This window comes from Streptomyces sp. DT224 (genome assembly GCF_049844595.1).
Classification (GTDB): domain Bacteria; phylum Actinomycetota; class Actinomycetes; order Streptomycetales; family Streptomycetaceae; genus Streptomyces.
The window spans coordinates 305,936-318,406 of the sequence record NZ_JBNCLI010000004.1 but is presented as its reverse complement, the minus strand read 5'-3'; the positions used below and the strand labels follow the sequence as shown (position 1 = coordinate 318,406).

Genomic DNA, 12,471 nt, shown 5'->3' with positions numbered 1-12,471 from the left:
CTCCTCAGGAGGCGGCTGCGGGAGGTGGGGAGTGCTGTGTACGGCGTCTGCCCCGTCGGCCGCCGCCCACGTCGGCGAGCGCGACGAGCAGGGCGCCGACGACGAACGCGACGGACACGATGAGCCCGTGGTCGTACGCGTCGGACCAGCCGTCGCCACCGACCTGGGCGAAGAACACCGCTCCGACTGCGGCGATCCCGATGGCGGAGCCGACGCGCTGCCCGGTCTGGAGGGTGCCGCCGGCACTGCCCGCGGTGGCCACGGGCACCTCGGAGAGGGTCAGGGTCTGGTTGGGCGCGATGACCAGGCCGCTGCCGAGCCCCGCGAAGAGCAGCGGGGCGGCCATCGCCCAGCCGGCGCCCCGGCCGGGCACGAGGTGGACGGCGAGCGCGGTGGCTCCGAGGCCCACGGCCACGGCGGCCAGGCCGACGACGACGAGGGGCCGGCCGAAGCGCCCGACGAGCCTGCCGCCGGGACTGGCGGCGACGGCGGAGCCCAGGGCGAAGGGGGTGATCGCCAGACCGGCCTGGAGGGCGGTGTAGTGCAGGCCGCTCTGGAGGTAGAGCGTGGTGATGAAGAAGATCGAGGTGAATCCGGCGAAGTACAGCAGGATGAGCAGACAGCCCAGCCAGTACGAACGCACCTTGAAGAGCCGGAGGTCCACGACCGGCTGGGTGCCGCGTCGGCCGCACCGGGACTCCCAGCCGACGAAGGCAACGAGCAGCGCCGCGGCCAGGATCAGCAGCAGCCACTTCTCGTCGCCGGGCCACTGGCGGGACTGGACGAAGGGCAGCAGCAGGGCCAGAACCCCGGAGCCGAGTAGCAGCACGCCGAGCGGGTCGAGGTCCCGCAGCCGGACCGGACCGGCGGACGGCGTGTCGGGCAGCAGGCGGCGGGCCAGCAGGAGGCAGACGAGACCCAGCGGCAGATTGACGTAGAAGACCCAGCGCCAGCCCTCGTCCGCTCCGGCCGCCTGGATGAGCAGGCCGCCGAGCAGCGGGCCGACGGCGGTGGAGATGCCCACCACCGTGCCGAACATGCCGAAGGCGCGACCGCGCTCCCGGCCCTGGAACATCTGCTGGATGAGGGCGGAGATCTGCGGCGAGACCATGCCGCCGGCCAGCCCCTGGACGAGGCGGGCGATCACCAGCCAGAGGCTGGACTGGGCGGCGCCACAGGCAGCCGAGGACAGTGTGAAGAGCGTGAGCCCCGCCATGAAGACCGCGCGCCGGCCGCGGGCGTCGCCGAGCCGCCCGGCCGGGATCAGGAACAGGCCGAAGGCCAGGGCGTAGCCGGACAGGACCCATTGCAGGTCGGACTCCGGGGTGTGCAGCCCCGCCTTGATGGAGGGGAGCGCGACGTTGACGATCGAAACGTCCAAGAGGGTCATGAACCCGGCGACCAGGCAGACGGCGAGCGCCTGCCACCGTCGCGGATCGGGCGTGGCGTGCCCGGACCCCGGACCCGCGTCCCGCCCGTCGGAACCCCGGTCCGCCGCGCTGTCTGCCATGGTTGGCACCCTAGGACGCGTGCGCGGATTCCTCATCCCGGCTGGTCCACCCGGCCGTGCGGGGACCGGGCGGCCGCGCGCCGGTTAGGGTACGGCGCATGCAGTCGTACACGATCGGGCAGGCGGCCCGGCTCCTGGGCGTCAGCCCCGACACCGCCCGGCGCTGGGCCGACGCGGGGCGCGTCGCGACCCACCGCGACGAGGGCGGCCGCCGCCTCATCGACGGCCGCGACCTGGCTGCGTTCTCCGTCGAGGTCGCGCAGAACGGCGCGGGCGACGAGGAGGTCTCCTACACCTCGGCGCGCAACGCGTTCGCGGGCATCGTCACCGCCGTCAAGCTGGGCGATGTGGCCGCGCAGGTCGAGATCCAGGCAGGGCCGCACCGGCTGGTGTCCCTGCTGACCAGGGAGGCCGTCGAGGAACTGGGCCTGGAGGTCGGTGTGCAGGCCACCGCCCGGGTGAAGTCGACCAGCGTGCACATCGACCGCGCCTGACCGGTCAGCCCGTGCCCTTGCGGGCGGCGGCCAGGATCTTCACCACGGTGTGGAAGAAGCGGGTGGTCGCGTCGCGGCCCAGGACGCGTTCCTGGAAGCCCTTGGCGGCCGGGGCCTTGCCGTTGATCAGGTGCCAGACGACGAAGGCGTCGTCATCGGTGTGGCCGATGATCTCCATGTCCTTCTTCGGGGAGAGCATCGGCAGGGCCAGGTCCGGGGCGATGCGCTCGGTCGTGAACACGACGCAGCAACGGATGTCGTCGGTGACCGTGACGTCCTTGAACGGGTCGAGCGCGATCAGCGCCTCCAGCTCCGGGACGGTACGCAGGCACACCGCGACGTCGTAGCCGAGCGCCTGCGCTAGGTGGTCACCGATGCGGGCGGCGAGCGCGCCCCGGTCGGTCTCGTCGGACTCGAAGAACACGTTGCCGCTCTGGATGTAGCTGCGCACGGAGGCGAGACCCAGCTCCGTGAAGAGTCCCCGCAGGCGCTCCATCTTCACGGAGCGGCCCGGCACGTTCATCCCTCGGAGAAGTGCGATGTACAGCAAATCCGATCACCTGTTCATGCGGGAGGAACGCAGAGTGTCGCCGACGCCGACAGCGTAGCCCCCGCCGGATTCGCCGGCCCGTGGATACGGGTACCGCAAGGCGTGGGCACCGCGCACCGCGCACACTTGACGGCATGACGGCCAAGAAGACCGCCCGCCGCAGCGCGGGGCTCCTGCTGTTCCGCACCGGCTCCGGGCACGGCCTCGAAGTACTCCTCGGCCACATGGGCGGCCCGTTCTGGACGGGGCGCGAGGAGGCCGCGTGGTCCGTGCCGAAGGGTGAGTACGCCCCCGACGAGGAGCCGGAGGCGGCGGCGCGGCGGGAGTTCGAGGAAGAGTTCGGGCATCGAGCGCCGGACGGTGCGTGGGTGGCGCTGGGCGAGGCCCGTCAGCCCAGCGGGAAGACGGTCACCGTGTGGGCGCTGGAAGGCGATGCCGACCCGGCGACGGCGGTGCCCGGCACGTTCGCGATGGAGTGGCCGCGGAAGTCGGGGACGCTGCGGGAGTTCCCGGAGATGGACCGGTTCGCCTGGTGTACGCCCGAGGAAGCGGCGGTGCGGCTGGTGAAGGGGCAGCGGGTCTTCGTGGACCGGCTCCGCCGGCACCTGGCGGGCGGCGCGCTCAGTGCGGGTGGAGACGGATGACGGCGAGGCCGCCGTCCAGGTCGACCGCGGAGCGGTGCGGCGGGGCGCCGTCCTCCTCGTCGTCGCGGAGCAGCAGGGCGCTCTGCCGCTCCTTGAGCTCGCTCTGCTTCCCGGGTGAGAACGTGGCGTGCAGTTGCTCGAAGCCCGTCGCCGAGATCTGGCCCTGACGGGCGCTGTTGCGCCAGGGCAGCAGCCCCGCGCGCCCGGCGCGCAGCAGCAGTTGGTCGAGGAAGGCCGCGATGGTCAGACCGATGACCAGGCCGGGCAATGTCATCAGTGCGAGGAATCCCATGCGGCCAGTCTCGCCGTACGGGCGCGGCCGGTGCAACGGCCGCGCCCGTACGGCAGGGTCCGCCGGGTCAGCTCTGCGGGAGGATGACCGCCCGGCCGTTGATCTTGCCGGTGTGCAGGCGCTCGTAGGCGAGCGGTGCCTCGTCCAGCGGGTACGTCTCCACGTGGACGTCCACCGCGCCCGCGTGGGCCAGGTCCAGCACCTCGGCCAGTTCGGAACGCGATCCCCAGTACGGGGCGGTGACCGTCGTGTTGAACGGCAGGACGCCGAAGCCGACGGGCAGCGTTCCGCCGCCGATGCCGACGATGGTGACGTCCGAGTCGATGGCGGCCGCCGCGCCCGCCGTGGCGACGGTCGGAGGGGCGCCGACGAAGTCCAGGACGACCTGGGCGCCGATGCCGCCCGTCAGTTCGCGGATGCGGGCGGCCGCGTGCTCGTCGGACAGGACGGTCTCGTGCGCCCCGACGGTCCGGGCGAGGGCGAGCTTGTCCTCGGTGACGTCGAGGGCGATGACCCGGGCGGACGTCAGGGCGCGCAGCAGCTGGATCGCCACGTGGCCGAGGCCACCGGTGCCGATGACGACGGCGGTGGCCCCGGGTACCAGCTTCGGCAGGGAGCGCTTGATGGCGTGGTACGGGGTGAGGCCGGCGTCGGTGAGCGGCACGGTGCGTACGGGGTCGAGGCCGCCGATGGGCACGAGGTGGCGCGGGTCGTCCACGATCATGTACTCGGCCATGGCGCCGGGCGAGCCGAGGCCGGGCGGATTGATGCCGAGCTCGGCGGCGCGCAGGCAGTAGTTCTCCTTGCCCTCGGCGCACTTCACGCAGGTGCCGCAGCCCCAGGGGCCGTAGACGGCGACGGACTGGCCGGTCTCCAGGCCGGTGACGCCGTCGCCGAGCGCGGCGATCGTGCCGACGCCCTCGTGGCCGAGGGTGAGCGGCAGGGGGTACGGGAACTGGTCCGCGGGCCAGCTCATCACGGCGATGTCGGAGTGGCAGACCCCGGCCGCCGTGACCTTCAGCAGCACCTGCCCCGGACCCGGCTCCGGGTCGGGCACGGTGACGACCTCGGGTGCGGCACCTATCTCGCGGTACTGAACTGCCTTCATGGGGTCCTCCTCGACCTCTGTGGCTGTGGCTTGTACTGACCCCCGAAACCCCCGGAACCCCCCAGTCCCCCTCCCCCCGCTCAGGAGGCTGAGTAGCCGCCGTCCACCAGGTGGTAGCTGCCGTGGATGAACGAGGCGCGGTCCGAGAGCAGGAACGCGGCGAGCTCCGCGACCTCCTCGGACGTGCCCAGGCGGCCCGCCGGGTGCAGCGAGATCAGGTGGTCGCGGGCCGGGCCCTCGGTGTTCCGCAGCAGCGGGGTGTCGATGAAGCCGGGGCCCACGGCGTTGATCCGGACGTTCTGGGCGGCGTACTCCAGGGCGGCGGTCTTGGTGAGGCCGACGACGCCGTGCTTGGCGGCGACGTAGGCCGGCGAGCCGGCGAAGCCGTTGGTGCCCAGGATCGAGGACATGTTGACGATCGCGCCGCCGCCCGCGGCGACGATGGCGGGCAGCTCGTGGCGCATCGAGTAGAAGACGCCGCTGAGGTTGGTCGCGACGACCCGGTCCCAGTCCTCGACGCCGTACTCACCGGTGGGGTTGCTGGGACCGCCGATGCCCGCGTTGTTGACGGCGAGGTGCAGCGCGCCGAAGGTGTCGACGGCGAACCGCACGCCCGCTTCCACGGACGCGGGGTCGGTGACGTCCATGGCCACGGCGGCGGCCCGGCCGCCGGCGCTCTCCAGGGCGGCGGCCGCCTCGCGGGCGCTCGCCTCGTCGTAGTCGGCGACGACGACGGAGGCGCCCGCGCCGGCGAGCCGGTGGGCGAGGGCCAGGCCGATGCCGGAAGCCCCGCCCGTGACAAGGGCGGTGCGGCCGGCGAACTCCTGGTCGGTGGGGGTGGTGGTGCTCATGGGGTGCCGTTTCCTTCCGTGGTGGTGCTGGTGGTGCTGTGCGGTGCGCCGACGCCGGGCGGCGCGGGGCCGGTGAGGAGTTCGCCGGCCAGGGCCTCGAAGGCCCGGTCGACCAGCTGGGGCAGCTCGTCGGGGCGGTCCCCGCGTACCCAGGCGGCCTGGGCGGCGAGGAGGGCGCCGGCGCCGGCGGCGACCGTGACGGCGGGCCGCAGGTCGCTGAGGGGGTCGGTGCCGAGCCGGTCCGCGACGATGGCGACCGAGTCCGCCTGCGCGCCCACCCGGATGTGGTGGAAGGCCGCGTAGAGGGTCGGTTCGCGCTCGGCGAGGACCAGCAGCTCGTAGATGCGCGGGCGGCGGTGCCACGCCGGGACCACGGGGTCCCGGAGCCAGTCCTGGACGGCCCGGCGGTAGGCGGTGAGCGGGGGCTCGCCGGCCGGACGGGCGCGCAGGGCGTCGTTGATCCGGTCGCCGTCGCCCCGGACCGAGTCCAGGACAGCGTCCTCCTTGCCGGCGAAGTACCGGCTGAAGGTGCGGCGGTCCAGGTCGGCGCGTTCGGCGATCTCCTCGACCGTGACCTCCCTGAGCCCCCGGTCGAGCACGAGCTCGAACGCGGCCCCGGCCAGCGCGTCCCGGGTCCGGCGGGCCTTTCGGCCCCGCCTGTCCGGAATCCTCTGTTCCGCTTGCATGCGTGCCACCGTACACCCAGAAATGTCCCGGTGCGACAGAAGTCGCACCGGGACAGAAAGGATTGGTGTACGGCCCGTCAGCGCCCGCCGGACACCTCGGCGGCCCGTACCGCTCCGTGCCCCGCCGGAACGGGCGGCGCCGGCTCGGCGGAGGTACCGCGGCGCAGGGCGAGCACGGCGATGTCGTCGCGCCGCACCCCGCCGGAGAACTCCTCCAGGTCGTGTTCGAGCGCGTCGAGCACTCCCTGGGGGCTCCGGCGCGCCCAGCGGCGCAGCCGGTTGTCCAGCGGGTAGAAGCGCCCGTCGGCGTCGCGTGCCTCGGTGACCCCGTCGGTGAACATCAGGAGCGTCGCGCCGGGCGGGAAGTCGAGCCGCTCCGCGGTGCGGCCCTCGTCGCTGAGTTCCGCCATGCCCAGCGGTACGGAGGTGTGGCGCAGGGGCACGGGGACGGCGACCCCGTCGTGCAGCAGCCTCGGCTGCAGATGGCCGCAGTTCACCGCGCGGACCCGGCCGTCGCCGTCGAAGCCGAGGACGAGCGCGGTCACGAAGCGTTCGGTGTCACCGGTCTGGGCGGCGAAGGCGTTCTGCCGGGTGACGGCGTCCTCCAGCCGGTCCACGACAGCGGTGAGGGAGGGTTCGCGGATGGCCGCCTCGCGGAACGCGCCGAGGACGGCGAAGCCCACGCCGATGGCGGGGAGCCCTTTGCCCTGGACGTCCCCGATGATCACCCGGGTGCCGTACGGCGACTGGACGACCTCGTAGATGTCCCCGCCGACCAGGCGGTCCTCCTCGATCGGCGTGTAGGTGCCGTGGGCGGTGATCTGGTCGGTGGGGATGGGCAGGGGGCGCAGGATCTGGCGCTGGAGGGCGACGGCGGCGGAACGGAGTCTGGCGACCTCGGCGGCGTGCCGGGTGCGCAGGGCACAGACGCCGATGCTGAGCAGGCCGACGAACGCGGTGAAGACGAGGCTGCTGATGACGTCCCAGGGGACGCCACCGATCGCCAGCCGCGTCACGACGGCCACTGCGGTGACCCAGAAGGCGGCGGCCACGGTCTGGGCGAGCGTGCCGAAGGCCGCGACCAGGGCCGGCGCCGTCACCAGCAACGGCGTGAGCTGCAGATCGGTGCCGGTGAGAAGGTCGAGTCCGACGATCACGGCCGTGAGCAGAGCCAGCCCGCCGGACAGTGCCCTGTTCCCGATGCGTGGGGTGCGTGCGGCAGCCTCCCCCGCGTCGGTGCCGGGGAGCGCCACCCGGGGCGCCGGCCGGCTCAGCAGTCCGAAGGTCACGGCTCACTCCTTCCGGTATCTGCCGGCTGGACGCCGACGTTCCCTTCCATTCGACCCGGAAGTGAGACAGAACACACGAGGCGTAGGGCCCGATGGAGCTGGACGAAAGTCCCGAAAGCCCCGGGCAGCGCCCGGGGCCCGGGGGCACCGGCCCGCTCAGCGCACGGCCGTCACCTGGCCGACGGGGCGGCCATCGGGCGCGGGGACCGCCGGCCCGGGCGGGACGAGGGCGGCCAGGAACTCGACCCGCCGGCGGAGCTCGAAGCCGAGCGCCTCGTACAGCCGGACGGCGCCGGTGTTGGCGGCGGCCGCGTGCAGGAACGGCGTCTCGCCGCGCCGGCGGATCTCGTGGGCGACGGCACGCACGAGTCCGCCGCCGAGCCCCTGGCCGCGTACCGACTCGTCGGTGCAGACGGCGCTGATCTCGCTCCAGCCCGGCGGGCGCATGCGTTCGCCGGCCATGGCGACGAGCACCCCGTCCCGGCGGACCCCCAGGTAGGTGCCGAGCTCCACGGTCCGGGGCTCGAAGGGGCCGGGCCGGGTGCGGGCGACCAGGTCGAGCATCTCCGGTACGTCGGCGGGGCCCAGCCGGACCGCTTCGGGCAGGGGCGCCGCGGCCACCCCCGCGTCGACCAGCTGGACGCCGTCGGCGTGGAAGGTGATCTCCCAGTCGGCGGGCGGGGGCTCCCGGAACGCGGTGATCGTGACGTCTCCGCCCGGTCCGGTGAGCGCCGCCACGTCGGCCCAGTCGGCGGGTCCGGGGTCCGGCGGCAGCGCGACCCAGGGGGCGACCTCGGAGGCGTAGCGCAGCACGCGGCCCCGGCGCTCGGCGAAGCGGGCGTGCGGACCGCGCAGCGCGGTACCCACCGGGTCGTCCAGGGGGTGGCCCGGGTCCGGGTACGCGCTCACGCCGCCACCTCGATCACGGTCTTGCCCAGGGCGTGGCCGTCCTCCACCGCGCGCAGCGCCTCGGCCGCCCGGTCCAGGGGCACGGTCCGGGTCACGTGGGGGCGCAGGACCCCCTCGACGGCCAGCCGCGCCACCTCGTCGAGGACGGCTGCGGTACGGGCCCGCCGGACGGGTTCCCCGCCGAGCTCGGTCACCAGGGGCCTGCCGCCGGCGCTGATGAGCGCGGCCGGGTCGACCAGGGCGGCCGCCTCCCGCAGGGTGTCGCCGCCGGCCAGGTCGAAGACCGCGTCCACGCCCTCGGGGGCGGCTGCCCGCACCCGGTCGGCGAGGCCGGCGCCGGACGGGATGTGCGCGGCGCCCAGGGACTCGACGAACTCCTTCTTGGCCTCGCCCGCGACGCCGAGGACCCGGAGGCCGGCGTGGCGCGCGAGCTGGACGGCGGCGCTGCCCACGCCGCCGCCGGCCCCGGTGACCAGGAGCGTGGCGCCGGGGGCGAGGTCCAGCTGGCGCATCCCGTCGTAGGCGGTGGCCGCGGCGACGGGCAGGACCGCCGCGTCCGTGAAGGACAGGGCGGCCGGTTTGCGGGCGGTGACCGCGACGGGCATGAGCGTGTACTCGGCGTACCCGCCGGTCAGCGGGTTGCCGAACACCTCGTCGCCGGGTGCGAAGCCCTCCACACCGGGGCCGGTCTCCACGACGGTGCCTGCGGCCTCGCTGCCGAAGACGGCCGGGAACGGCAGCGGCCGGCTGCCGGGCCTCGCGTAGCCGGTGCGCAGCTTCCAGTCGACCGGGTTGACGCCTGCCGCGCGGACGGCGACGAGCAGCTCACCGGGGCCGGGTTTCGGCCGTTCCAGTTCGGTGAAGGCCTCCACCTCCGGTCCGCCGTTGCGGGTGAACACGTACGCCTTCGGCATGAGCTCCTTCTCCCCTGTTCCGTGCGCCTGCGCGCCGCTGAAGGGCGCCCCGGCTGCGGCAAGGACGAGTGGGGCGCGGGTATTCCCGTACCGTCGATTTCGACTCAATCACGGCCGGGTACCAGCCGGTCGCCCCGTGCGGCGGGCCGTCCTGTGGCACGCTGAGGGCGGCCGTCCCACCGGGCTCCCCCGTACCGGTGGGGCGGTCTTCCGGCGTCACGGGGCCGGCGCACTCCGGTCCGGTCAGTCGCCGTCCCGCTCGGGTGCCCGGCCCGCGTAGTAGGTGGCGATCATGTCCTCGTCGCCGTGTCCGGCGGCCTCCGCGCGCTCGAAGCGGGCGGCCGACGCGGCGGCCAGGTCCAGCCGGACACCGGCCCGGGCTGCCGCGTCGAGGATGAGGCGGGTGTCCTTGAGGGCGGTGGACAGGGCGAAGCTCGGGGTGAGGTCCCCGTCCAGGACGGCGGCGGACTTGGTCTGGAGGTAGCCCGAGTCGAGCGGTCCGCCCTCGACGAGGCCGAGGAACGTACGCGGGTCGACGCCGAGCCCTTCGGCGAGGTTCAGGCACTCCGCGACGCCGCCGACCATGTTGACGACCCATGCGTTGACCACGAGCTTCAGCCGGGAGGCCGCCCCCGGCTCCTCCCCGGACCACACCGTGCGCTGCCCGATCGCGTCCAGCACCGGTCCGGCCACCGCGCGGGCGGCCTCGGGGCCGGAGACGAGGACCGTCAGCGCACCCTGCTCGGCGGGCTGCCGGGTGCCGACGACCGGGGCGTCGAGGTGGATCAGCCCGAGGTCGGCGGCGCGCTGGGCCAGCTCGACGGCGCCGTCCGGGCCGACCGTGGAGGTCTGGAGCAGGACCTGGCCCCGGTGCAGCCCCGCGGAGGCGGCGGTGAGCGCGGCGGCGACGGCGGTCGTGTCGGTGAGCGCGGTGAGCACGACGTGGGCGCCGCGCACGGCCTCCTCCGCCGTGCCGGTGACGGTGGCGCCGTCGGCGGCGAGCGGGGCGGCCTTGGCCTGCGTGCGGTTCCAGGCCCGCACCTCCAGACCGGCGCGGAGCAGGCTGCGGGCCATGGCCGCGCCCATGATGCCGGTGCCGAGTACGGCGACGACGGGCCGCTGCGGTGCGGCGGGGACTGCTGAGGTCATGGGGTTCCCTTCGTCGGCCGCTCCCCCCGGGGGGCGCGGCGGCTTCGGCTTCTCAGGGCTGCCGCAGCGCGCCTTCCAGCACGGCGGCGTGGACGGCTCTGGCGAGTCGCGCGCCCCAGCGGGAGCGCGGCCCGGCGAACGGTTCGGCGGCGCCGGTCCCGGGACCCGGTTCGGGGACGGCGAGGCAGACGGCGTCCGTGGGGGTGCCGGAGCAGTCGAGCCCGGCGTCCAGCAGGGCCTGCACCTTGGCCTCCGTGGCGGTGGCCACGGCGTTGACCAGGGCGGCGTCGGACAGCGGCACCGGGAACGTCACCACGATGTTGACGGTGCCGGGGCGCGGCGGTCCGCCGGTGCCCTCGTCCGGCACGGCGGCCCAGCCGCGTACGCCCAGACCGCAGGTGGCGGTGGCGCGCACGTCCTCGTCGTCGGCGGTGGTGTACGCGGTGACGTCGGCGGCGGTCATGAGGCCGGCGCCGGGGCCGCTGAGGTGTGCGGCGGCGGCGATCCCGGCGAGATGGCGGTCCGGGTCCATGCGGGGGTAGCCGCCGGGAACCTGCGCGTTGAGGATCCACGCGCGCGGGCCGATGCCGCCGCCCAGGACCGCGCTGCTGCACACCCGCCAGCCGGGGCCCAGCCGCCACACGAGGTGGTGCAGCTCCGCGCCGTCCTCGCGTCGGGCGAGCAGTTCGCCGCGTTGCGCGGGGAGGCGGATGCGTACGGAACGGATGGGCACCCCCGGGTGGCACGGCGGAACGTCGGTCGGCGTGGACCCGTTGATCATATGTGCCGGGGCCGGGGCGTCCGGGGGCCGCCCCGCTCCCCCGCGGCGGTGCGCACCACCCGGCCGTTCACCCGGATGGCGTAATGGGCGCGAGAGCCGCACACCCGCGTGACGCGGGCGCTGCGCGGGTCCGAGGCGGATGCCGCTCGCCGCGCCCGGTGGCCGGGCGGTTGCAGCGTCCATCCGGGTGAGGCGCGATGGAATCCGGACGCGCCTTCTCTGCTGGACCCACCCACAGGACGCGCCCGGGCGAGGAGGATTCGGATATGGGAGCCGCTGACGGTTTCACGGATTCCGGAGAGCTCGACGGCCTGACGGTGTACGACACCGAGGGCGAGAAGATCGGCAACGTGGGCCGCGTGTATGTCGACGACAACACCGGCCGCCCGGACTGGATCACGGTGAAGACCGGCCTGTTCGGCATGAAGGAGAGTTTCGTGCCTCTCGCCGGAGCCCGTCGAGTGGGCTCCGACCTGCACATCTCCCACGGCAAGGACCAGGTCAAGGACGCCCCCCGGGTGGACGCGGACGCGCATCTGTCCGTGTCCGAGGAGGAGGAGCTGTACCGGCACTACGGCCTGACACGGAACACCAAGAGCAATCTCGGCGACCGCTCCGGGACCGGCTCCCCGACCACCACGGGCACCGGCACCATGGGCGCGGCCGGTACCGGCGCGGCGGCCGGAGCAGGCGCCGGGGCCGGGGCCATGGGTGCGGCAGGCACCTCCGGCACGGACCGCACGCAGACGGCCGGCACCGGCAGGCACCGGGACACCGACGCGGGTACCGCCGCGGGGCGTCCGCTGGCCGGAGCCGGCGCGGGTGCCCAGCGGTCCGGGGCCGGCCTGGGCGGCAAGGAGGAGATGATCCGCTCCGAGGAGCAGCTGCACATCGGCACCGAGGAGTACGAGAGCGGCAGGGCCCGCCTCCACAAGTACGTCGTCACCGAGAACGTCACGCGCAGCGTGCCGGTCTCGCACGAGGAGGTACGGGTGGTCCGTGAGCCGCTGCAGCCGGGCGACAGGACGGCCGCGCGAGCGGGCGATCTGACGGAGCAGGACGTGGAGGTCACCCTGCACGCGGAACGCGCCACGATGCGCAAGGAGACCGTCCCGGTCGAGCGCGTCCGGATGGAAACCGAGAGGGTGACGGAGCAGAAGGAGGTCTCCGCCGAACTGCGCAAGGAGCAGATCGACTACGCGGACGGCACCACCAAGGGCGGCAAGGACATGGGCGGCAAGGACACCGGCGGCGACCTCGGCCGAGGACGCCACCGCTGACCTCTCGCCGGCAT

The 12,471-nt window shown here is 74.2% G+C and carries 14 protein-coding genes; 3 read left to right on the top strand and 11 right to left on the bottom strand.

The features are described 5' to 3' along the window. Positions 1-4: 4 nt before the first annotated feature. Complete coding sequence (locus tag ACLQ2N_RS11755) at positions 5-1,510, bottom strand: MFS transporter (protein ID WP_425811831.1); 1,506 nt, start codon at positions 1,508-1,510, stop codon at positions 5-7. 98 nt (positions 1,511-1,608) lie between these two features. Between ACLQ2N_RS11755 and ACLQ2N_RS11750 the strand changes: the two genes are divergently transcribed. Beyond that, positions 1,609-2,004 (top strand): TOBE domain-containing protein, encoded by a 396-nt coding sequence (locus tag ACLQ2N_RS11750; RefSeq protein ID WP_018102867.1) that lies wholly within the window; start codon positions 1,609-1,611, stop codon positions 2,002-2,004. A 4-nt stretch (positions 2,005-2,008) separates the two neighbouring features. On the opposite strand, the gene ACLQ2N_RS11745 is transcribed toward ACLQ2N_RS11750, so the two are convergent. Then, the gene (locus tag ACLQ2N_RS11745; RefSeq protein ID WP_425811828.1) at positions 2,009-2,554 is read right to left on the bottom strand and encodes a DUF1697 domain-containing protein; all 546 of its coding nucleotides are present in this window, start codon (positions 2,552-2,554) and stop codon (positions 2,009-2,011) included. Positions 2,555-2,688: 134 nt separating this feature from the next. Between ACLQ2N_RS11745 and ACLQ2N_RS11740 the strand changes: the two genes are divergently transcribed. Next, on the top strand, positions 2,689-3,198 hold the full coding sequence (locus ACLQ2N_RS11740; RefSeq protein ID WP_425811826.1) for an NUDIX domain-containing protein: 510 nt from the start codon (positions 2,689-2,691) through the stop codon (positions 3,196-3,198). On the opposite strand, the gene ACLQ2N_RS11735 is transcribed toward ACLQ2N_RS11740, so the two are convergent. The 9 genes from ACLQ2N_RS11735 to ACLQ2N_RS11695 all read right to left on the bottom strand — a co-directional run bounded on the left by ACLQ2N_RS11735 (position 3,176) and on the right by ACLQ2N_RS11695 (position 11,177). Continuing rightward, positions 3,176-3,490 (bottom strand): DUF6191 domain-containing protein, encoded by a 315-nt coding sequence (locus ACLQ2N_RS11735; RefSeq protein WP_425811824.1) that lies wholly within the window; start codon positions 3,488-3,490, stop codon positions 3,176-3,178. The genes ACLQ2N_RS11740 and ACLQ2N_RS11735 overlap by 23 nt on opposite strands. Positions 3,491-3,557: 67 nt before the next feature. Beyond that, on the bottom strand, positions 3,558-4,598 hold the full coding sequence (locus ACLQ2N_RS11730; protein WP_425811822.1) for an NAD(P)-dependent alcohol dehydrogenase: 1,041 nt from the start codon (positions 4,596-4,598) through the stop codon (positions 3,558-3,560). Positions 4,599-4,678: 80 nt separating this feature from the next. Then, complete coding sequence (locus ACLQ2N_RS11725) at positions 4,679-5,449, bottom strand: SDR family NAD(P)-dependent oxidoreductase (RefSeq protein WP_425811820.1); 771 nt, start codon at positions 5,447-5,449, stop codon at positions 4,679-4,681. Further along, positions 5,446-6,135, bottom strand: coding sequence for a TetR family transcriptional regulator (locus ACLQ2N_RS11720; RefSeq protein ID WP_425811818.1), 690 nt, complete (start codon positions 6,133-6,135; stop codon positions 5,446-5,448). The genes ACLQ2N_RS11725 and ACLQ2N_RS11720 overlap by 4 nt, the downstream gene beginning before the upstream one ends. 77 nt (positions 6,136-6,212) lie before the next feature. After that, positions 6,213-7,424, bottom strand: coding sequence for a PP2C family protein-serine/threonine phosphatase (locus ACLQ2N_RS11715; protein ID WP_425811816.1), 1,212 nt, complete (start codon positions 7,422-7,424; stop codon positions 6,213-6,215). Between the two features lie 156 nt (positions 7,425-7,580). Then, positions 7,581-8,333 carry a GNAT family N-acetyltransferase gene (locus ACLQ2N_RS11710; RefSeq protein WP_425811814.1) on the bottom strand — a complete coding sequence of 251 codons (753 nt, stop codon included), beginning with the start codon at positions 8,331-8,333 and terminating at the stop codon, positions 7,581-7,583. After that, positions 8,330-9,247, bottom strand: a complete 918-nt coding sequence (locus tag ACLQ2N_RS11705) for an NADP-dependent oxidoreductase (protein ID WP_425811812.1) — start codon at positions 9,245-9,247, stop codon at positions 8,330-8,332. The genes ACLQ2N_RS11710 and ACLQ2N_RS11705 overlap by 4 nt, the downstream gene beginning before the upstream one ends. Before the next feature lie 243 nt (positions 9,248-9,490). Continuing rightward, the gene (locus tag ACLQ2N_RS11700; RefSeq protein ID WP_425811810.1) at positions 9,491-10,396 is read right to left on the bottom strand and encodes an NAD(P)-dependent oxidoreductase; all 906 of its coding nucleotides are present in this window, start codon (positions 10,394-10,396) and stop codon (positions 9,491-9,493) included. 52 nt (positions 10,397-10,448) lie between these two features. Further along, positions 10,449-11,177 carry an adenosylcobinamide amidohydrolase gene (locus ACLQ2N_RS11695; RefSeq protein WP_425811808.1) on the bottom strand — a complete coding sequence of 243 codons (729 nt, stop codon included), beginning with the start codon at positions 11,175-11,177 and terminating at the stop codon, positions 10,449-10,451. Positions 11,178-11,443: 266 nt separating this feature from the next. Between ACLQ2N_RS11695 and ACLQ2N_RS11690 the strand changes: the two genes are divergently transcribed. Then, positions 11,444-12,457, top strand: a complete 1,014-nt coding sequence (locus ACLQ2N_RS11690) for a PRC and DUF2382 domain-containing protein (protein ID WP_425811806.1) — start codon at positions 11,444-11,446, stop codon at positions 12,455-12,457. The last annotated feature ends 14 nt before the right edge of the window (positions 12,458-12,471 follow it).

What these genes read in the sequence shown, in the direction of transcription:
- ACLQ2N_RS11755 (WP_425811831.1), bottom strand. Translation starts at nt 1,510, where the DNA reads ATGGCAGACAGCGCGGCGGACCGGGGTTCCGACGGGCGGGACGCGGGT.
- ACLQ2N_RS11750 (WP_018102867.1), top strand. Translation starts at nt 1,609, where the DNA reads ATGCAGTCGTACACGATCGGGCAGGCGGCCCGGCTCCTGGGCGTCAGC.
- ACLQ2N_RS11740 (WP_425811826.1), top strand. Translation starts at nt 2,689, where the DNA reads ATGACGGCCAAGAAGACCGCCCGCCGCAGCGCGGGGCTCCTGCTGTTC.
- ACLQ2N_RS11735 (WP_425811824.1), bottom strand. Translation starts at nt 3,490, where the DNA reads ATGGGATTCCTCGCACTGATGACATTGCCCGGCCTGGTCATCGGTCTG.
- ACLQ2N_RS11730 (WP_425811822.1), bottom strand. Translation starts at nt 4,598, where the DNA reads ATGAAGGCAGTTCAGTACCGCGAGATAGGTGCCGCACCCGAGGTCGTC.
- ACLQ2N_RS11725 (WP_425811820.1), bottom strand. Translation starts at nt 5,449, where the DNA reads ATGAGCACCACCACCCCCACCGACCAGGAGTTCGCCGGCCGCACCGCC.
- ACLQ2N_RS11720 (WP_425811818.1), bottom strand. Translation starts at nt 6,135, where the DNA reads ATGCAAGCGGAACAGAGGATTCCGGACAGGCGGGGCCGAAAGGCCCGC.
- ACLQ2N_RS11705 (WP_425811812.1), bottom strand. Translation starts at nt 9,247, where the DNA reads ATGCCGAAGGCGTACGTGTTCACCCGCAACGGCGGACCGGAGGTGGAG.
- ACLQ2N_RS11700 (WP_425811810.1), bottom strand. Translation starts at nt 10,396, where the DNA reads ATGACCTCAGCAGTCCCCGCCGCACCGCAGCGGCCCGTCGTCGCCGTA.
- ACLQ2N_RS11695 (WP_425811808.1), bottom strand. Translation starts at nt 11,177, where the DNA reads ATGATCAACGGGTCCACGCCGACCGACGTTCCGCCGTGCCACCCGGGG.
- ACLQ2N_RS11690 (WP_425811806.1), top strand. Translation starts at nt 11,444, where the DNA reads ATGGGAGCCGCTGACGGTTTCACGGATTCCGGAGAGCTCGACGGCCTG.